This is a genomic window from Luteibacter sp. (assembly GCF_051958795.1).
GTDB lineage: Bacteria > Pseudomonadota > Gammaproteobacteria > Xanthomonadales > Rhodanobacteraceae > Luteibacter.
On sequence record NZ_JBQCFT010000277.1, the window covers coordinates 1 to 18,649 of the forward strand.

Annotated in this window: 15 protein-coding genes and 1 riboswitch; of the genes, 8 read left to right on the forward strand and 7 right to left on the reverse strand. The window is 67.0% G+C overall.

The window, feature by feature from the left end; genetic code table 11:
* Window positions 1–458: 458 nt before the first annotated feature.
* A complete protein-coding gene (locus ACTHLF_RS14495) occupies window positions 459–1,043 on the reverse strand; it encodes an ACP phosphodiesterase (protein WP_440328052.1) in 585 nt (194 codons plus the stop codon).
* Between the two features lie 48 nt (window positions 1,044–1,091).
* On the opposite strand from ACTHLF_RS14495, the gene ACTHLF_RS14500 reads away from it, so the two are divergent.
* The 4 genes from ACTHLF_RS14500 (at window position 1,092) to ACTHLF_RS14515 (ending at window position 4,241) form a co-directional block, all read left to right on the forward strand.
* Window positions 1,092–1,793, forward strand: coding sequence for an alpha/beta hydrolase (locus tag ACTHLF_RS14500; RefSeq protein ID WP_440328053.1), 702 nt, complete (start codon window positions 1,092–1,094; stop codon window positions 1,791–1,793).
* A complete protein-coding gene (gene zapE / locus ACTHLF_RS14505) occupies window positions 1,790–2,908 on the forward strand; it encodes a cell division protein ZapE (protein ID WP_440328054.1) in 1,119 nt (372 codons plus the stop codon). The genes ACTHLF_RS14500 and zapE overlap by 4 nt, the downstream gene beginning before the upstream one ends.
* A gap of 92 nt (window positions 2,909–3,000) precedes the next feature.
* Complete coding sequence (locus ACTHLF_RS14510) at window positions 3,001–3,471, forward strand: hypothetical protein (protein WP_440328055.1); 471 nt, start codon at window positions 3,001–3,003, stop codon at window positions 3,469–3,471.
* Window positions 3,468–4,241, forward strand: coding sequence for an N-acetylmuramoyl-L-alanine amidase (locus ACTHLF_RS14515; RefSeq protein WP_440328056.1), 774 nt, complete (start codon window positions 3,468–3,470; stop codon window positions 4,239–4,241). The genes ACTHLF_RS14510 and ACTHLF_RS14515 overlap by 4 nt, the downstream gene beginning before the upstream one ends.
* Here the strand turns inward: ACTHLF_RS14515 and ltaE are convergent.
* Entirely contained in the window at window positions 4,235–5,248 is a 1,014-nt protein-coding gene (gene ltaE, locus ACTHLF_RS14520; RefSeq protein WP_440328057.1) for a low-specificity L-threonine aldolase, read from the reverse strand. The genes ACTHLF_RS14515 and ltaE overlap by 7 nt on opposite strands.
* Before the next feature lie 87 nt (window positions 5,249–5,335).
* On the opposite strand from ltaE, the gene ACTHLF_RS14525 reads away from it, so the two are divergent.
* A complete protein-coding gene (locus ACTHLF_RS14525; RefSeq protein ID WP_440328058.1) occupies window positions 5,336–5,848 on the forward strand; it encodes a gluconokinase in 513 nt (170 codons plus the stop codon).
* Here ACTHLF_RS14525 and ACTHLF_RS14530 read toward each other — a convergent pair.
* Window positions 5,833–6,600 carry an AraC family transcriptional regulator gene (locus tag ACTHLF_RS14530; protein WP_440328059.1) on the reverse strand — a complete coding sequence of 256 codons (768 nt, stop codon included), beginning with the start codon at window positions 6,598–6,600 and terminating at the stop codon, window positions 5,833–5,835. The two genes, ACTHLF_RS14525 and ACTHLF_RS14530, sit on opposite strands and share 16 nt — an antisense overlap.
* Before the next feature lie 97 nt (window positions 6,601–6,697).
* Here ACTHLF_RS14530 and ACTHLF_RS14535 point away from each other — a divergent pair, with 97 nt between their 5' ends.
* Window positions 6,698–7,903: an MFS transporter gene (locus tag ACTHLF_RS14535; RefSeq protein ID WP_440328060.1), complete on the forward strand. Its 1,206-nt coding sequence runs from the start codon at window positions 6,698–6,700 to the stop codon at window positions 7,901–7,903.
* Window positions 7,904–8,034: 131 nt separating this feature from the next.
* On the opposite strand, the gene ACTHLF_RS14540 is transcribed toward ACTHLF_RS14535, so the two are convergent.
* The 3 genes from ACTHLF_RS14540 to ACTHLF_RS14550 form a co-directional block, all read right to left on the reverse strand.
* A complete protein-coding gene (locus tag ACTHLF_RS14540) occupies window positions 8,035–8,877 on the reverse strand; it encodes an NAD(P)H-binding protein (RefSeq protein ID WP_440328061.1) in 843 nt (280 codons plus the stop codon).
* Window positions 8,878–8,987: 110 nt separating this feature from the next.
* Window positions 8,988–10,655, reverse strand: coding sequence for a methyl-accepting chemotaxis protein (locus ACTHLF_RS14545; RefSeq protein ID WP_440328062.1), 1,668 nt, complete (start codon window positions 10,653–10,655; stop codon window positions 8,988–8,990).
* Between the two features lie 98 nt (window positions 10,656–10,753).
* Entirely contained in the window at window positions 10,754–13,306 is a 2,553-nt protein-coding gene (locus ACTHLF_RS14550; protein WP_440328063.1) for a family 78 glycoside hydrolase catalytic domain, read from the reverse strand.
* Between the two features lie 109 nt (window positions 13,307–13,415).
* On the opposite strand from ACTHLF_RS14550, the gene ACTHLF_RS14555 reads away from it, so the two are divergent.
* Window positions 13,416–13,928, forward strand: coding sequence for a DUF2501 domain-containing protein (locus ACTHLF_RS14555; protein ID WP_440328064.1), 513 nt, complete (start codon window positions 13,416–13,418; stop codon window positions 13,926–13,928).
* Window positions 13,929–14,070: 142 nt separating this feature from the next.
* On the opposite strand, the gene ACTHLF_RS14560 is transcribed toward ACTHLF_RS14555, so the two are convergent.
* Window positions 14,071–15,654, reverse strand: a complete 1,584-nt coding sequence (locus tag ACTHLF_RS14560) for a response regulator (RefSeq protein ID WP_440328065.1) — start codon at window positions 15,652–15,654, stop codon at window positions 14,071–14,073.
* Between the two features lie 210 nt (window positions 15,655–15,864).
* A riboswitch (cobalamin riboswitch) is annotated at window positions 15,865–16,080 on the forward strand.
* A 153-nt stretch (window positions 16,081–16,233) separates the two neighbouring features.
* Here ACTHLF_RS14560 and ACTHLF_RS14565 point away from each other — a divergent pair.
* On the forward strand, window positions 16,234–18,649 hold a 2,416-nt coding region (locus ACTHLF_RS14565), incomplete at its 3' end, for a ribonucleoside-diphosphate reductase subunit alpha (protein ID WP_440328066.1).

An 18,649-nucleotide genomic window follows, 5' to 3' on the forward strand; every position in this document is an offset into this window, starting at 1 on the left:
CGCGCTTGCGCGCGATCACCTACAGCGCGATGAAGCCGTGCCTCACCATCGAAGCGACCCCGGCTCTCCCACCACCCAACCCCACCGCGTCCGAGAGCCCTTGGCGCCCACCCTCGAGGCGAGTTCCGCAGGCGAGGCGGCTGGGCGGGAACAGCCCGTCAGGGGGCCGGCCATGGAGGGCCGGCCGTTTGAAATCGAGCCATGGATGGCGAGGTTCAAACCCCCGCCCAGCCGCCGGTTCGCGGCCGTAGGCCAAATAAGTACATGGGCCGCGTAGCGGCCTTCCTTTTCGAACGACGAGGACTGTCTGAGCAGCGAGGGTGGGCGCCAAGGGCTCTTTCCAGAGACGTCAGAGCGCTAGAAGCGATGGCGAAGCCGAGCCCCGCGAAGCCGAAGGCGAGCCTGTTCGTCACGACATGCATTCGCGTACGTGAATGAGCCGAAGGAAAGGCGCGTGGCTACCGCGCGGCAATCCAATCGAGCGCAAATGACTGAAGCTGTGGGAAAAATGCGGCGAAAGTCTCGCGCAGCATCGCGTCGTGCTCCAGCAGCAACGGCACCGATTCGCCCACCGGGTTCGCCCGCGACAGCCGCCTCGACAGGCCGCCCAATGCCGCCGCCACCCGGTCCACGTCCGCATAGCCGGCCGGCAGGTCGTTCGCATCCATATAAGAAAGGAAGCGCTTCAGGCCATCCGGCAGCAGGGGCCCCGCCGCATGCAACTCCGCCCGCAGGTCATCCGAGAACACCTGCAGGGGCGTCGCGCAGTAGCGGGTGAAATCGCGCGCCAGGCAATGGTCGAACCACACATCCAGGAAGATGCCCGCGTAACGCCGGAACGGCGGCGGCATGGCCTCGCGTGCGTTGCGCACCAACGGATGTGTATCCGTATAGCCGTCGATCGCCCGGTGCAGGTAGATGCCATCGCGCACCCGCGGTGGCAGTGAATCATCCGGGGTACCGCGGACGAAATCGCCCATCACGCCGCCCAGGCGCAAGCCCGCGTCGTGGCCGGCCAGCAGCGCATGCGCCAGCACGTTCACGGGCGGGCTCCGGCGCGGGTGGCGCGGCCAGCGGTTATCATGGCGGGCATGACTGATCTTCTACCTACAGCGCCGGAGAGCTTTCCGGACGAAACGCTGAGCTTCGCGCTGGCCGGGCCCGCGGGCAAGCTCGAATGTGAGGCCAAGGCTGCGACCGAGGGCCGCAGGAACGCCATTGCCGTGATCTGCCACCCGCTTTCCACGGACGGCGGCAGCATGCACAACAAGGTCGTGACCATGGTGGAGCGCGCCTTGCGCGAGTCCGGCGTGGACACGGTCATCTTCAATTTCCGCAGCGTCGGCCGGTCCGACGGCGACTTCGACCATGGCCACGGGGAGAGCGACGACCTCGCCACCGTGGTGGCCTGGGCGCGCAAGGTTCGACCCGGCGCGAAGCTGTGGCTCGCCGGCTTCTCCTTCGGCAGCTATGTCACGCTGCGCAACGCGGTGGCCCTGGGTGCCAGCGCGCTGATCAGCATCGCGCCGCCCGCCGCCGGCCGCGGCTGGGACTTCGGGCCGCTCGACCTGCCGACCTGCCCGTGGCTCGTGGTCATGGGCGACGCCGACGAGATCGTCGAGCCCCAGGCGGTCTACGACTGGATCGAGAGCCTGCCCGAAGACAAGCGGCCGAAGCTGGTGAAGATGGAGGAGACGAGCCACTTCTTCCATCGCAGGCTCATGGACCTGCGTGGCGTGATCCGCCACGAGGTGAAGGATTGGCCGCCCCTGCCGGACGGCGACGAGGCATGAGCTGCACGGAGCTGACGCCCGGCGAACGCTACCGGGACGGCGTCGTGGGCCATCGCTGGGAATCCGACCCGGCGCAGCTGGGCGTCATCGCCGAGTTCGACCGCATGCACGCGGCGCTCTGCCAGCCGGCCGAGCCGGCGGGTGGCGGCTTGTTCGGCCGGCTCAAGTCCATGCTCGGCGGCGATGTCCCGCGCGAGCCGGTGAAAGGGCTGTACCTGTGGGGGAGTGTCGGCCGCGGCAAGACCTTCCTCATGGACCTGTTCGTCTCGAGCCTGTCACCGGGCCTCGCGCTGCGCAGGCATTTCCACCGCTTCATGCAGGAAACGCACGCGACCCTGCGCGAGCTCGGTGAACGACAGAATCCGCTGGATGAAGTCGCCTCGCGTATCGCCGCGAAGCACCGCGTGCTCTGCCTCGATGAATTCATCATCCTCGATATCGGCGATGCCATGATCATGGCCGGCCTGCTCGAAGGCCTGTTCTCTCGCGGGGTCACGCTCGTGACGACGTCGAACACGATGCCCGCCAACCTTTACAAGGATGGCCTGCAGCGGGCGCGGTTCCTTCCGGCGATCGCGGCGCTCGAGAAGTACTGCGTGGTGCACGAGATGGTCTCGCCCCGCGACTGGCGCCTGCGCTCGCTGACCCAGGCCTCGGTCTACCTCGTGCCGCCGGGCGCCGAAGCCGAGCGCTCGCTGGCGAAGATCTTCACCGAGCAGGCCCAGGGCGAGATCGAAGACGCCGGGACGCTCACCGTGAACAGCCGTGAGATCCCGGTACGCCGCCGCGCGGCGAACATCATCTGGTTCGATTTCTCCGCGTTGTGCGAGGGCCCGCGCGCGGTCACGGACTACATCGAGCTGGCGAAGACGTATCCGACGGTGATCCTCTCCGGCGTGCCGCAGTTCACCGATTTCACAGAAAACGAGGCCAAGCGCTTTGTCCTGCTGGTGGACGAGTTCTACGATCGCCACGTAAAGTTGGCGTTGTCGGCGGCGGCGCCGATTACCGAGCTCTACGATGGCAAACGCGTGCGCGCCGAATTTGGCCGCACCGAGTCACGCCTGATCGAGATGCAGAGCGAGGACTACCTGGGACGCGACCACAAGCCATGAGTTGACGTGGGCAAGATCGCCTGTTTGCAACCATGCCGTGCGAACGATGCTATCAGGGCGGGAATGCCGCGAACTAATGACGAGAGACGCTCATGGAACATTGTGAACTGGTCCCCGGCCGCGGCATCCGCCACGGCAAAACCGAGATCTTCTTCAACGAGAAGCGCGCCACCCTTCGCGCCGCGCTGGGCGAGCCGATCCCGCCCTCGAACCCCATGTGGGATGACGAAGACGAGTTCGTCCGGGGCGGCGAGGAATGGCTGCGCCTGCGCTTCGTCGACAACAAGCTTGCCGACATCGAAGTGCTGGGCGGCACCCTCTCCTACAAGGACATCGAGCTCAAGGACACCGACGTCCGCACGCTCAGGGATGGGCTGAACAACCACGGCCTCGTCCTCACCGATGTCACCGAGTGGCTCAGCGAGGGCCGCGACTGCATCGACCTGCAGATCGTCGTGGCCACGGCAGGCGATGTCGAGGTCGTCGACGACCTGGAAGAAGGCAAGCAGGATCGCATCGCCTGGGTCATCACGAGCAGGGACTTCGAGATCGAGGACGCATGATGCCGCGCGCCACCACCTGGCTCCGCCTCGTGGTGGCGGCCAGCTTCCTTGCCGCACTGGCTGGCTGTGCAAGCGCTCCCCGCGTCGCGCCACAGCGCAGCGCGCTCGCGCACTGGTCGCCGTCGCCGAACTTCAACGCACGGAAGGCGCAGGTCATCGTGCTCCACCACACGTCGATCGGCGATGCGGAGGCTTCCCTCCGCGTCCTGAAGACGCGCAACAGCCAGGGCGAGGTCAGCGCGCACTACCTCATCGAGATGGACGGCCGCATCGACCAGCTCGTCGATGACGGTGAGCGCGCGTGGCACGCCGGCGCATCGCGCTGGGGCGACATGACCGACCTGAATTCCTCGTCCATCGGCATCGAGATCGATAACGACGGGCACTCTCCGTTTACCCAGCCGCAGATCGATGCGCTGGTCCGCCTCCTGGCCGACCTCACCACGCGCCTGGGCATTCCGCGCACGGCCGTCGTAGGCCATGGTGATATCGCACCGGGGCGCAAGGACGATCCCAGCGTGCTTTTTCCGTGGGGAACGCTGGCGCGGTATGGCTTCGGCCTGTGGTTCGATACACCGCTCACGCCCGCGCCGCCGGGGTTCGACAGCCTCGCGGCGATGCGCCTGGTCGGTTACGACGTCTCGAATCCACGCGCGGCCATCATCGCCTTCCATCGCCACTACCGGGCGATGGAGACGGATACGCTGGATGAGACGGATGCGGCGATCCTTTATTCGCTGCAGCGGAAGTTGATGGCGCCGCGTCAGTAAGCGAAGGTCTGGAACGCGTCGATCGTGCGGTCTACGCCTTCGTCGTCGATGTCGAGGTGCGTGACCAGGCGGATTGACGGAAGGTAGCCGATGCTCAGGCGGATGCCTTTCGCGGCCGTGTGCTTCGCGAGGTCCTGCAGGCGCTGCGGCGGGACGTCCACGAACACCATGTTGGTGTGGCAACCCTGCACGGTGAGGCCCTCGATGTTGCCGAGCGCCTCGGCCAGGCGCTTCGCCCGCGCGTGATCATCCGCGAGCCGCTCGACGTGGTGATCCAGCGCATGCATGGCCGCGGCGGCGAGCAAGCCGGCCTGGCGCCAGCCACCGCCGGTGACCTTGCGCCAGCGGCGGGCGCGGTCGATGAGCTTCACGTCGCCCAGCAGCACCGAACCCACGGGCGCACCCAGCCCATTCGACAGGCAGACGGAGACGCTGTCGAAGCCGGCCGCTACGTCGCGGGGCTTCCGGCCGTAGTCGATTGCCGCGTTAAATAGGCGCGCGCCGTCGAGATGCAGCCCCAGACCGCGGCGCGTGGCCACCTCGCGCGCAGCGGCCATGTATTCGAAGGGCAGCGCGCGGCCATGCCAGGTGTTTTCCAGCGCCAGCAGCTTCGACCGGGCGAAGTGCGGGTCGACCGGCTTGATCGCCGCCTCGACCTTGTCGAGCGGCAATGTGCCGTCGGCCGCCTGCGGGATCGGCTGCGGCTGGATCGAGCCGAGCACGGCGGCACCGCCGCCCTCGAAGCGATACGTGTGCGCATCGGCACCCACGATGTATTCATCGCCACGCTCGCAATGGCTCATCAGCGCCAGCAGGTTGCTCTGCGTACCGGTGGGCACGAACAAGGCGGCGGCGAACCCGAGGTCGGCGGCGAGCCGGTCCTGCAGCGCGTTTACCGTGGGGTCTTCGCCGTACACGTCATCGCCGACCGGCGCGCGCAGCATCGCTTCGCGCATGGCATCGGTGGGCTGGGTGACGGTGTCGCTGCGCAGGTCGATGGTTCGCATGGGTGCCGGGTCGTCGAGGGGCCAGCCGCTGATGGTACGCCAGCCCGTTCACGATTCCGTAGCCTGGATCACGCGATGCTCTGCCGCATGATCACGATCGTCATGGGTGTATCCGGCAGCGGCAAGAGCACCGTGGGTGGCGACCTCGCCAGCCACCTGGGCATCCCGTTCGTCGATGGCGACAGCCTCCATCCCCAGGCCAACAAGGACAAGATGGCGCACGGCGTGCCACTCGACGACGCCGACCGCCAGCCCTGGCTCGCGGCCATCGTCGCGGTGATGGACGAGCACCGCGCGCGCCGCCAGTCGCTGGTCATCGCCTGCTCCGCGCTAAAGCGGCGCTATCGCGATTTCCTGCGGGGCGAGCACCGCGATGTCCGCTTCGTCTACCTGCACGGTACGCGGGATGTGCTGGCCGAACGCCTGCGCGAGCGGGGCAGCCACTTCTTCGATCCCGCCCTGCTCGACAGCCAGCTCGCCACGCTCGAGGAGCCATCGCGGACAGAGGCGGCCTGGGTGGAGATCACCGACCCGCCCGCGCGCATCGTCGAAAAGGTGATTCGCGCCGGGTGCGCCGAGGCGCGTCAGGCCGCGCGGTAGTCCGACGGCGGCTTGCCCAGCGCGCGGCGGAACATCGTCGAAAAGCTGGTGGCGCTTTCATAACCCAGGTCGAGCGCGACATCGGTCACCGCATCGCCGGCGGCCAGCCGCGGCAAGGCGGCGAGCAGGCAGGCCTGCTGGCGCCAGCGTGCGAAGCTCATGCCGGTTTCGCGGCGGAACAGCCGGGTGAAAGTGCGGCGGTGCATGCCGAGGCCAGCCGCCCAGGCATCGATGCCCTCGGCGACGTTCGGGTGCTCGAGGAAGTGCGCCGATAGCGAGGCCAGTGCCGGATCGGTCGGCAACGGAAGATCCAGCGGCACGCGCGGCGCGCGATTGATCTCTTCCACGAGCAATGCCATCAGCAGGCCGTCGCGCCCGGCAGGATCGTATTCGCGGGGAACCTGCACCGCTTCCACCAGCAGCGAGCGCAGCAGCGGCGACACCGCGATGACCCGGCAAGCCTCGCCCGCCGCCCCCGTCACCTCCGGCTCGATGTAGACGCTGCGCGTCTTCACCGCCCCGATCATCCGGACCGCATGCGGCGTACCCGACGGAATCCACACGGCGCGCTCCGGCGGTGCGATCCATGCGCCATATGGCGTCGTGATCGCGATCGTGCCCTCGGAGGCATACAGGAGCTGGCCGCGCCGGTGCTGGTGGGTCGGCAGTTCGAAGGCGGCCGGATACGTATTGCCACGGGAGACGATCGGTCGTGGCGTCGCCTCGAAGGCGTCAGCATCGCTGAGTGGCATGATCGTTGGCCCAAACTCAAAGGGTTTTGACCCGCATTCTAGCGCGGGACACGGCCGGGCGTGGTTTCATATGTCATCCCTACCCCAGGACCGCCCCATGCAAGCCCCAGCCGACGCGGCGGCGCAGGCCACCCGCGCTGCCGCCCCCACCGTTTACAGCGTCATCTTCGCGATCAGCTTCTGCCACCTGCTCAACGACATGATGCAGTCGCTGCTGCCGGCCATCTATCCCGGCCTGAAGAGCGATTTCCAGCTCGACTTCGGCCAGATCGGCCTGATCACGCTGACCTACCAGATCACCGCCTCGATCCTGCAGCCCCTGATCGGCCTGTATGCGGACCGTCGCCCCACGCCGCTTGCGCTGCCTGGCGGCACGCTGTTCTCGCTTGCCGGCCTGCTGGTCCTGTCGCAGGCGCATGCGTATCCGGTGCTGCTGGCGGGTGCCGCCCTGCTCGGCATGGGCTCGTCGGTGTTCCACCCGGAATCGTCGCGCGTGGCGCGCATGGCCTCGGGTGGCAAGCACGGCCTGGCCCAGTCGCTGTTCCAGGTGGGCGGTAACGCGGGTCAGGCGCTGGGCCCGCTCGCCGCGGCCATCGTCGTGGTGCGCTGGGGCCAGTCGAGCCTTGGCTTCTTCGCGCTGCTCGCGCTGCTCTCCTGCGCGATCCTGTGGAATGTCAGCCAGTGGTATCGCCACCATGGCCTGACCCGGCTGACCGCCTCGCACGCGGCACACAAGGAAAGCGCGCCGCCCGCACGCGAAGCCACGCGCGGCATCGCGGTGCTGCTGGCGCTGATCTTCTCGAAGTACGTGTACCTGTCGAGCCTGACGAGTTACTTCACGTTCTACCTGATCCACAAGTTCAACGCGTCCGTCGAAACGGCACAGCTGCACCTGTTCGTTTTCCTCGGCGCAGTTGCAGTCGGCACGATCGTCGGCGGCCCGTTGGGCGATCGCTTCGGCCGCAAGCACGTCATCTGGTTTTCGATCCTGGGCACGCTGCCGTTCACGCTGCTGCTGCCGCACGCAAGCCTGTTCTGGACGGCGCCGCTCACGATCGCCATTGGCCTGATCCTGGCATCCGCCTTCCCGGCGATCGTCGTATTCGCGCAGGAGCTGGTCCCGGGCAAGGTCGGGATGATCTCCGGGCTGTTCTTCGGTTTCTCGTTCGGCATGGGCGGCATCGGCGCCGCGGTGCTGGGCGAACTGGCCGACCATTACGGCATAGAGGCCGTGTACCAGATCTGTGCGTTCCTGCCGTTGATCGGGTTGCTGGCGGCGTTTCTGCCTAACCCGAAGCGCTGAGGGAATCGCGCGCAAGCGCGCTCCCACGAAAGGCACCGGGAATCCATCGCGCGCACGCGCGCTCCCACAACCGCCATCGCGCGCTCCCACAGCTGCGTTCTTGTGGGAGCGCGCTTGCGCGCGATGAGCATTTAGCCTCGTGCCACAAGCCCGCGCACAACCTCATCCAGCGTCGTCACGCCCTTGCGCGCGCTGGCACCGAAATCGATCCAGCCTTCGTTGAAGCCATCGATCATGCGCATCCTGGGCCCTGGGTTTCGCATACCCTGCGAGCGGAACCGCTCCTCCCACGTATCGCGCGGCACGCCACGCGCAACCACATCACGCCCCAACGCTTTCGCAAGCGACGCCGCGATATCGTCCCGGCTCACCCGCACCGGCCCTTCGAGCTCGACGACACGCACGCCTTCCCACGTTTCCCCCAGCAGCTTCGCGGCGAGTTCGCCGATATCCTTCGTCGCGACCATCGCGATACGCCGATCGAGTGGCATGAGGAAGCTATCGAAGCCGCCCTGGTCACGCGCCGGGGCGATGTCCCACTGCGTGTTCTCCATGAACCAAGCGGCGCGCAGGAACGTGACTGGCATGGGCAACGCACCGAGTACCTGCTCCATCCGGCCGAGCTGGGAGAGCAGGTTCTCGTGCGGTGCGTCGGCGCCGATGGTCGACAGGGCGACGACGCGCCCGGGCCGCGCCGCGAGCAGTGCATCCCTGATCGAATGAATCGTACGCGTCGACTCGGGGAAACCCGGCGAAGGATCAAACAGCGGCGGCAGCAGGATGAAGACCGCCTCCGCGCCTTCGAAGGCGCTGGCCAGCGCAGGCGTATCGTCAAGCTCGGCGATCGCGGCCTGTTCGAAGCGTGCGGCCTTGGCCGCATCGCGCACGATGGCGCGGAAAGGTTGGCGGGCGGCGCGCAGGGCCTCGGCTAGCGAGGCCCCGACCTGGCCGGTGATACCGGTGATGGCGTACATGGCTGGCTCCGTCTGTATGGAAAGGACGGAGCACAGGCTAGACGCCGGCAAGCCATGACTGAAGCGACATTGTCGCAGCACATTGATGACCAAAGGTCACGGGTGCCGCGTCAGGCGAACTCCGCCCACGCGTCCGCATCCTGCGCGACCTTCCGCTCACCGAAACGCAGGTCCTGCGCCGCGGGTGCGGCCGCCTCGGCAGGCGCGCCACCGTCCACGGTGAAGAACGCTACCTGCTCGCGCAACGACTGCGCCTGGTCCTGCATGGATTTCGCCGCCGCGGCCGCCTCTTCCACCAGTGCCGCGTTCTCCTGGGTCACCTGGTCGATCTGCGCGATGGCGATGTTGACCTGATCGACACCGGCGGACTGCTCGGCGCTCGCGGCCGCGATCTCGGCGACGATATCGGTCACCTTGTTCACGCTGCCGACGATGTCGCGCAGCGCGTCCGCGGAACGCTCGACCAGCCCCGCGCCGGTTTCGACGCGTTCGCCACTTTCGACGATCAGCGCCTTGATCTCCTTCGACGCCGCCGCGCTGGACTGGGCCAGGCGGCGCACTTCACCAGCGACCACCGCGAAGCCACGGCCCTGCTCACCCGCACGCGCGGCTTCGACCGCCGCGTTCAGCGCGAGCAGGTTGGTCTGGAAAGCGATCTCATCGATCATGCCGACGATATCGGCGATGCGCCGGCTGGAATCGCCGATGTCACGCATCGCGTCCATCGCCTGCGCCACGACCTCGCCGCCGCGCTCGGCTTCGCTGCGCGCATGGCGCGAGAGGCGGTCGGCAGCGGTCGCGTTTTCAGCGTTCTGCTTCACGGTCGCGGTCATCTCTTCCATCGATGCCGCAGTCTCCTCGAGGCTGGAAGCCTGCTCCTGCGTGCGGTGGGAAAGATCATCGTTACCGCGCGAAATCTCGGCGGAGGTCGTGGAGACCACGTGCGCGCCCTGCTGCACTTCCGCCACGATCGAGGCCAGCGTGCCGCGCATGCGCTCCAGCGCGCCCAGCAGGCTTTCCGGAGCAACACCCGCCATATCTTCGTTGCGCAGGTCGCCGCCGGCGATGCGGCTGGCGATGCGCTGCGCTTCGTTCGGCTCGCCGCCGATCGTGGCGCGGATGCTGCGCATGGAGAACCACACCACGAACAGCGCGAGCACGGCGATCAGGCCGGACTTCAGCAGGTCACCCTGCAGTTGCTGGCGGAACGCCGCATCGATATCGGTGAAGTAGGCACCCGAGATGAAATGCAGGTCCCACGGCTGGTACAGCGCCGAGTAGCTGATCTTGTCGCGCAGCTCCTTCGTCTTCGGCATCACCTGCGTGTAGCGGGTGAAGCCGTGGCCTTCCTTCGTGTCGGCATCGAGCATGGCGACATAGTGGTGGAAGCCATTGCCATCGACGTCATCGCGGATGTTCTTCCCGAGCTCGTCGTGGCGCAGCGGATGCATGCGCAGCGCCAGCCCGGAATCGAACGCGAACACGTAGCCGTTCTTGCCATCCCAGCGCATCGTCTCGATCACGCGCAGCGCTTCCGTACGGGCCTGCGCATCGCTCATCTCGCCCTTCGCGGCGCGCGCGTGGTACGCGTCAGCCACGGCGGTCGCGGTCATCACATGTTGTGCAAGTGCCTGCTCCAGCGAACGCATCTGCGCATCGCGGCTTTCCATGGCGGACATCACCACCTGGCCGACCAGGCCCAGGACCACGATCGACATCACCATCCACACCCGCGTATTCAGCGTGGTGCGACCAAACCACTTCATTACAGCCGACATGCCACTTCACCCTCAGGACGATCCCCCGTGAGCGCTTTATCGGCAAAACCTTGCGACCCTTTATGTCGCTTGTGTGACGTGGGTCACGCCCGGATGACTCAGGGGAGCGTGAGACGATGCGTGCCGCTGCCCAGCGTGGTCGTCTTTGCGCCGGGCAATCCAACCTCCGCCTCCGCACCGACCGGGACGTGAATGTCCAGTTCGACACGTCCACCCGCCTTGCGCCACGCCACGGACGCCTCGCCATACGGGGTCATGACCGCGGCGGAGGCATGATCCAGCCACGCGGTGAGCGCGGGGCGGATGCCGATCAGCCGCCAGCCGGGGGCGAGCGGGCGCAGGCCAGCGACATCCTCGAACAACCAGTCGTCGACCGTGCCCAGGAAGTAGTGACCGCGCGAGCGCGAAGCGAGTTTCCAGTGTTCCCACAGGCTCGTGGCGCCATTCGCGCGCCAGAAGCCCCAGCTGGGGAAGGTCACCTGGGTGGCGATGGCCCAGGCTTCGTCGGCGTGCCCCGTCGCGGTCAGCACCGGGAGGATGAGCTTGGTCGCGAGCGCACCCGTGTCGAGGTGATCGCCGCGCGCATGGGCATCGGCCGCGACACCGGCGGCCACGCGCTCACGCAGCGCATCGGGCACCAGGCCAAACCCCAGCGCGAGCAGGTTATGCGCCTGCCGGTAGCCCTGGTCGCCTTCGCCACGGTAGACGCCCTTCCCGCGATCGAGGAAGTGGGCGTTGAAGGCATCGCGAACCCGGTCCGCCATGCCATCGAAACGCCTGGCTCCGGCCTCGTCACCGGCAAGCCGTTGCATCTCGGCGACCACGCGCTCCATGCGATACAGATAAGCCGTGCCCGCGACCCGCTTGTCCTCCGGTGCATTCTCGCCGGACGGATCCGTTTCCGGACTCACCCAATCGCCGAGCTCCGTATTCGCGATGCCACCCGGCGAGCGCGCGTCTTCCATCGCGACGTAACGCGCCATGCCCGCGAGGTGCTCATCGATCGGCGCGCGATCGCCCGTCGCCATGTACAACGACCACGGCACCAGCACATAGGCCGAGTGCCAGGTGGGCGCATGCACGTCCAGCGCCCAGCCCGCGTTCGGTGCGGTCACCAGCGGCGCGCCATCCGCGCCGCGCGTATCGGCGATATCACGCACCCACTTCGTGAGCAGCGGGCCAGCATCGACGTTGCGCAGGAACATGTCCGCGCCGAGCATGCCATCGCCGGTCCAGCCGTTCTTCTCGTACATGGGTGTATCGGTCGGGATCCCATGCAGGTTGTTGAGCAGGGTGTCCACGGTGGCGCGATGGATCCAGTTGAGCAGGTCGTTGGCGCTGTCGAAGCGCCCCGCCACCTCGACATCGGTGTGCACCAGCTGCGCCTTCACCGCATCCAGCGACGGGCGCCCTGGCCCCGGCCAGCCATCGACCTGCACGTAGCGAAAGCCCTTATAGGAAAAGCGCGGATGCCAGTGCGTGCGCCCATCGCCGAGGGTCAGGTGATCGGTCTGGAAACCGTGCTTGAAGTAGTGGTGTTCGTCGCGCGCATCCACCGTGCCATCGGGCAGCAGCTTCTCGCCATAGCGTGCGGTTACCACCGTCCCCGCCGGGCCCTCCACGGTGAAGTCGGCCCAGCCGGCGATCACGCGGGGGAAGGCGAAGACATATGTGCCCGGCTTCGGTTCGGCGATTTCCGTGGCGCCAAGCGTTCCCGTGATGCGTATGGGCTGCTCGATCTGCGCGACCAGGCGCCCTGTCGGCGCCGGCAGCACGGTAGCCGGCACCCACTGCGCGGGTATCGCAGCGCGGGCGTCGTAGTCTTCCCCGCCATACAGGTCATCCAGCCGCGTCGGGCCATCGGCCAGTTCCCAGCGGGTATCGGTGGGGATGCGCTCGACCCGGCCATCCGCGTAACGGATGACCAGCACCGCACGCAGGCGCGGCTGGCCGTGCCAGGGCGCGCGCTCCCAGTGCCAGACGTTCGGATTGGTCATGCCGTAGAAACCACGGCCAAGCTCTGCGTCCAGCGTGTGCTCACCGGGCGTCAGCGCGACATCCGTGGCAACGACTTCCACGCGCTTCGCATAATCGGTGAAGCCCGGCGAAAGCACCGCATCACTGACCGGTCGGCCATCCAGGCTCATGTCGGCATAGCCGCCCGCGGCGACGTAGAGCGTGGCACCCGTGACATTCGTGCCCACGCGGAAGCGGCGACGCAGCAGGGGTGCCGGCGGGCTTGCGGCATCGGCCTTGCCGATCCATTGCGCGCCCGCCCACCCGGCCTCGTCCACGATCGTGCCGAAGTGGCCTTGCGCGCTCGCCGGGCCTTCGGTCGTGCGTACATCGACCTGCCATTCGTAGCGCTCGCCCGGCGCCAGCGCGGGGCCGCCATACGGCACGTCGATAGACTGGCCTCCGCGGACATCGCCGCTATCCCACAGGCGCTTGCCGGCGTGACTCACCTGGACTCGATAGCCCTGCTGCACCGTGGCGTTCTTTTCGGCATGGATCACCCATGAGAACCGCGGCTTTGCCGCATCGACATTGAGCGGCGCTTCGGTCCGCTCAACGCGAAGCCGCTCCAGGGTGGCGGCAAGACCGCAGGCGGGCACGAGGCCAAGGAGAAGGAACAGGGTGCGAAGGGGCACGGCGTGGCATCCCGGGAACAAGGCACGAACCCTCGAGCATACCCGCACACATCCGTCTAACGCGTGCGGGTCTACACAGTACGCACCCATGCCAACCGGAGCCACCGTCATGAAGACCCGCCTCGTCGGCCTCGCCCTGGGCCTCGCCATCGCAAGCACCGCCGCATCCGCCATGCAGCTCGACAAGCTGGGCGGACTCATGGGCAGCGGCTCGGGGGGCAGCCTGACCTCCGGCAGCGCCAGCAATGCCGCGGGCATCATCCAGTACTGCATCAACAACAACTACCTCGGCGGCGGTTCCGGTGCCGCAGGGGTCAAGGACAAGCTGCTCGGCAGCCTCTCCGGCGACCAGAACGCGGCGAATACCGATGCCGGCGGTTCGTCGGGCAGCAACCTGCTGGGCTCGATGACAGGCAAGTCGAAGAAGGGCACCAGCGCCGCCGAGCCGACGCAGGACAAGGGCTACCTCGATGGCGCGAAGGGCCTGCTGACGACCGGCGACGGCAAGAAGGTCGACCTCACCGGCGGCAACAGCAACGATTCCACCGACATCAAGGGAAAGATCGTGCACAAGGCGTGCGATGCGGTGTTGAAGCAGGGGAAGAAGATGGCAGGGATGTAGACGCGCAAGCGCAATGCGCGTCGTAGGAGCTCACCCTGTGAGCGACGCCTCTCGCGCCGCCGCCACAGGCCCTGCGCCGATATCGCGAAAGATGTCGCCCACAGGGTGGGCTCCTACGTTTCAGTTCGCGTGCTAGTTCGCCTTAACCCCGCGTAATACGCCCGATCGCCTCGGTCAGGTCGGCCACGCCATAAGGCTTCACGATCACCGCTGTGCGTGCATCACGCACCACGCCGTTGGCGGTCTGGTCGCCCGTGGCGAACAACACCGGGAGGTCGGGCCGCGTCTCGCGCATGCGTTCGGCCACTTCCACGCCGTTCATCCCAGGCAGGCCCACGTCGGCCAAGAGGACGTCGATGGTCTCGTTCGTGTGCACGCGGATGGCCTCGTTGCCATCGCCCGCCTCGAACACGGTATGCCCGCGCGTTTCCAGCATCTCCGCGATGCTCATGCGGATCAGCGCATCGTCTTCCACCACCAGCACGCGCAGCGGCTGCCACGGTCGCGGAGCGGGAGCTGACGGTGCCGGCGAAGGGATCGCCGATGGTTCCACCGGTGAGCGCTGGGCGAGCACGTGGCGCACGCGCCGCGCCAGGGCCTCGCGGGTGTACGGCTTGCTCAGCAGTTCGACGCCTTCATCCAGGCGCCCGCCATGCACGATGGCGTTCTCGGTATAGCCCGAGGTAAACAGCACGGCCATGCCCGGCTGGCGCTCCACCGCCTTGCGTGCGAGCTCCGTGCTGCGCAGCGGGCCTGGCATGACCACGTCGGTGAACAGCAGGTCGATCGCCATGCCGCTCTCGATGATCGAAAGCGCGCTCTCCGCGTCGCGCGCCTTCAGCACGCGGTATCCCAGGTCGGCCAGCATGCCCACCACGATCTCGCGGACCTCGTCGTCATCCTCGGCCACCAGGATGGTTTCGTCACCGCGGTGCAGCCCGCCTTCTTCAAGTGCGACCAGGCGATCCTCGCTCTGCGTGGAGCGCGGCAGGTAGATCTTGACCGTCGTGCCGTGGTCCAGCTCGCTGTAGATCTTCACGTGGCCGCCGGACTGCTTCACGAAGCCGTAGACCATGGAGAGGCCGAGGCCGGTGCCCTTGCCCTCCGGCTTGGTCGTGAAGAACGGCTCGAACACCTGGGGCAAGACCTCCGGGGCGATGCCGCAGCCGGTGTCGCTCACCGCCAGCATCACGTACTGGCCGGACTTCAGGTCGCCGTGCGCGTTGGCATAAGACTCATCGAGCAGCGCATTGCCCGCCTCGATCGTGAGCTTGCCCTGCCCGCCCATGGCGTCGCGAGCGTTGATCGCCAGGTTCAGCAGGGCGTTCTCGACGTTGCCGATATCGACCAGGGTGTTCCACAGGCCGCCGGCGATCACGGTTTCCACCTCGATCGCCTCGCCCAGTGAGCGCCGCAGCAGGTCGTCCATGCCACGGACGAACCGGCCGACATTCACGACCTTGGGCGCCAGCGGCTGGCGGCGGCCAAAGGCGAGCAACTGGGCCGCGAGGCGTGAACCCCGCTCGACGCCGGCCATGGCGTTGGCCACGCGGCGTTCGGCCCTTGGATTACCTGCTACGTCAGTGGCCAGCAGCTGCAGGTTGCCGCTGATGACCTGAAGCAGGTTGTTGAAGTCATGTGCCACGCCGCCGGTGAGCTTCCCGATGGCATCCATCTTCTGGGCCTGCCGCAGCTGGTCCTCGGTCATGTCGAACGTTGATGGCATCTATCCGGACGGTCCCTTGGCATGGGTGGAGCGGGTCGGAATCTTAGCGTCGGGTCTCACGGCTGATGTGTAGGCGGTCTTCACATACGTGTAACGCCGCTGATCACTCCGTTACCAGTGTGGCGAAGAGGTAGATCGGCCAACCCATTGAGTCATCAGCGCATTGGAAAAAATCCCCTATATCTTGTGTTGACCTGCCCTGGACTCGCCTATATCGTGTGTCCCGTTGGTGTCCGAGGCGGCGCGAGTGCCCGTCGGACTTAATAGGGAATCCGGTGTGAATCCGGAACTGCCCCGCAGCGGTAAGTGGAAACGACCCCGTTCAATGCACTGGCTCCACGGGGAGCTGGGAAGCGACGGGTAGGCCGGTGGCGAAAGCCGCCAAGTCCACGAAGTCCGAAGACCTGCCAACAGCCGTGGCCGAAGAGGCCCGGTTCGTGGTGACGGCTTCCGCGGGGGAGCACGTCGCGGATCGAAGCCCCTCCGTGCGGCTTCATCCCCGGCTTTCCCGTTGGCCCACCCACGCCTAGCCCCGTCCGAGGGAACGGGAGTTTGGACCAGGCCCTGGGGCACGCCAGCATGACGACGATGGATTCCGCAGCGCGCGAGCGCACAGAGACGGCCGAAGCAGCCGCCGCTACCACCCACGAAAACAACAACGAGAAGGCCCCCGCAGCGGGCTACCGACAGGACGCCCCGCCGGCGTTCGCCCTGACCCCTCCGCACAACCCCGGCCAGATGCGCGTCACGAAGCCCAACGGCGGCCAGCAAACCGTGGACGTGAACACGATCGGGCGCGGGGTGACGCGCAGCGCCGATGGCCTGTTCGCCGTGGATCCGATGCGCGTCGCGCTGAAGACCATCGGCGGCCTGTATGACGGCGCCAGCACGCAGGAGCTCGACCAGCTCTCGATCCGCACCGCCGCGGCGCTGACCGCCGAAGAGCCGGAGTACGGCCAGCTCGCCGCGCGCCTGCTCTCCGCCTTCATCGACAAGGAAGTGAGCGGCCAGGAGATCCAGTCGTTCTCCCAGTCGATCACCATCGGCGGCGAGCTCGGCATCCTCAACGAGCGCCTGCGCGCGTTCGTGCAGGCCAACGCCCGCAAGCTCAACGACGCCATCGACCTCAACGCCTCGCGCCGTTTCGAGTACTTCGGCCTGCGCACGGTGTACGACCGCTACCTGCTGCGCCACCCGACCAAGCGCCACGTCATCGAGACGCCGCAGTACTTCTTCATGCGCATCGCGTGCGCGCTCGGCGGCAACGATGTTGCCGAGACGCTCGAGCTGTACCGCATGCTGTCGTCGCTGGAATACCTCGCCAGCTCGCCGACCCTGTTCAACGCCGGCACGGCGCACGAGCAGCTCTCGTCGTGCTTCCTGCTCGATTCGCCGGAAGATGACCTCGCGTCGATCTACGCGAAGTACGGCGACGTGGCCCAGCTGTCGAAGTTCGCCGGCGGCATCGGCCTCGCTTACTCGCGCATCCGTTCGCGCGGTTCGCTCATCCGTGGCACCAACGGCCACTCGAACGGCCTGGTGCCGTGGCTGAAGACGCTCGACGCGTCGGTCGCCGCGGTGAACCAGGGCGGCAAGCGCAAGGGCGCTGCCTGCGTGTACCTGGAAACCTGGCATGCCGATATCGAGGAGTTCCTCGAGCTGCGTGAGAACACCGGCGACGACGCGCGCCGCACGCACAACCTGAACCTCGCGAACTGGGTGCCCGACCTGTTCATGCGCCGCGTGGAAACCGACGGCGACTGGTCGCTGTTCGATCCGAAGATCGTCCCGCACTTCGTCGACACCTGGGGCGAGACGTTCGACGCCGCCTACGCGAAGGCCGAGGCCGATGGCCTGGCCGTGAAGTCGGTGAAGGCGCGCGAGCTGTACGCCCGCATGCTGCGCTCGCTGGCGCAGACGGGTAACGGCTGGATGACCTTCAAGGATCGCTCCAACGCGACCAGCAACCAGACCGCCCGCCCGGAAAACGTCATCCACCTCTCGAACCTGTGCACCGAGATCCTCGAGGTGACGAACGCCGGCGAGACCGCCGTGTGCAACCTCGGCTCGGTGAACCTGGCCCGCCACGTCGTCGATGGCGCCTTCGATTTCGAGAAGCTCGCGACCACGGTCCGCACCGCGGTGCGCCAGCTCAACCGCGTGATCGACCTGAACTTCTACCCGATCGATACCGCGCGCACGGCGAACATGAAGTGGCGTCCGGTCGGCCTGGGCGTCATGGGCCTGCAGGATGTGTTCTTCAAGCTGCGCCTGCGCTTCGATTCGGATGAGGCACGCGAGCTCTCCACGCGCATCTCCGAAGAGATCTACTTCCACGCGCTGTCGCAGTCGAACGAGATCGCCGAGCGTGATGGCGCGCACCCGGGCTTCGATGAAAGCCGCGCCGCGAATGGCGAGCTCCAGTTCGACTACTGGCAGGCCGCGACGCCGCACGGCAAGGATGGCCGCTGGGCCGAGCTGCGCGAGAAGGTGAAGACGCACGGCCTGCGCAACTCGCTGCTCATCGCGATCGCGCCGACCGCGACCATCGCCTCGATCGCCGGTTGCTACGAGTGCATCGAACCGCAGGTCTCCAACCTGTTCAAGCGCGAGACGCTGTCGGGCGACTTCCTGGTGGTCAACCGCCACCTGGTGGAAGAGCTGAAGACGCTCGGCCTGTGGACCGCCGATATCCGCGACCAGATCAAGCTGGCCGAGGGCTCGGTGCAGGGCATCAACGCGATCCCGGCGGAGCTGCGCGCCATCTACCGCACCGTGTGGGAACTGCCGCAGAAGGCGTTGATCGACCTGGCCGCCGCCCGCGGCGCGTATATCGACCAGAGCCAGTCGCTGAACCTGTTCATGGAAAACCCGAACATCGGCCAGCTCTCGTCCATGTACATGTACGCGTGGAAGGCCGGCGTCAAGACCACTTACTACCTGCGTTCGCGCCCGGCGACCCGCATTGCGAAGACCACGGTCAGCGCCGCCGCTG

Coding starts and splice junctions, on each gene's coding strand:
- ACTHLF_RS14560 (WP_440328065.1), bottom strand. CDS start 15,654: ATGCCATCAACGTTCGACATGACCGAGGACCAGCTGCGGCAGGCCCAG.
- ACTHLF_RS14500 (WP_440328053.1), top strand. CDS start 1,092: ATGACTGATCTTCTACCTACAGCGCCGGAGAGCTTTCCGGACGAAACG.
- ACTHLF_RS14525 (WP_440328058.1), top strand. CDS start 5,336: ATGATCACGATCGTCATGGGTGTATCCGGCAGCGGCAAGAGCACCGTG.
- ACTHLF_RS14530 (WP_440328059.1), bottom strand. CDS start 6,600: ATGCCACTCAGCGATGCTGACGCCTTCGAGGCGACGCCACGACCGATC.
- ACTHLF_RS14510 (WP_440328055.1), top strand. CDS start 3,001: ATGGAACATTGTGAACTGGTCCCCGGCCGCGGCATCCGCCACGGCAAA.
- zapE (WP_440328054.1), top strand. CDS start 1,790: ATGAGCTGCACGGAGCTGACGCCCGGCGAACGCTACCGGGACGGCGTC.
- ACTHLF_RS14555 (WP_440328064.1), top strand. CDS start 13,416: ATGAAGACCCGCCTCGTCGGCCTCGCCCTGGGCCTCGCCATCGCAAGC.
- ACTHLF_RS14540 (WP_440328061.1), bottom strand. CDS start 8,877: ATGTACGCCATCACCGGTATCACCGGCCAGGTCGGGGCCTCGCTAGCC.
- ltaE (WP_440328057.1), bottom strand. CDS start 5,248: ATGCGAACCATCGACCTGCGCAGCGACACCGTCACCCAGCCCACCGAT.
- ACTHLF_RS14515 (WP_440328056.1), top strand. CDS start 3,468: ATGATGCCGCGCGCCACCACCTGGCTCCGCCTCGTGGTGGCGGCCAGC.
- ACTHLF_RS14535 (WP_440328060.1), top strand. CDS start 6,698: ATGCAAGCCCCAGCCGACGCGGCGGCGCAGGCCACCCGCGCTGCCGCC.
- ACTHLF_RS14545 (WP_440328062.1), bottom strand. CDS start 10,655: ATGTCGGCTGTAATGAAGTGGTTTGGTCGCACCACGCTGAATACGCGG.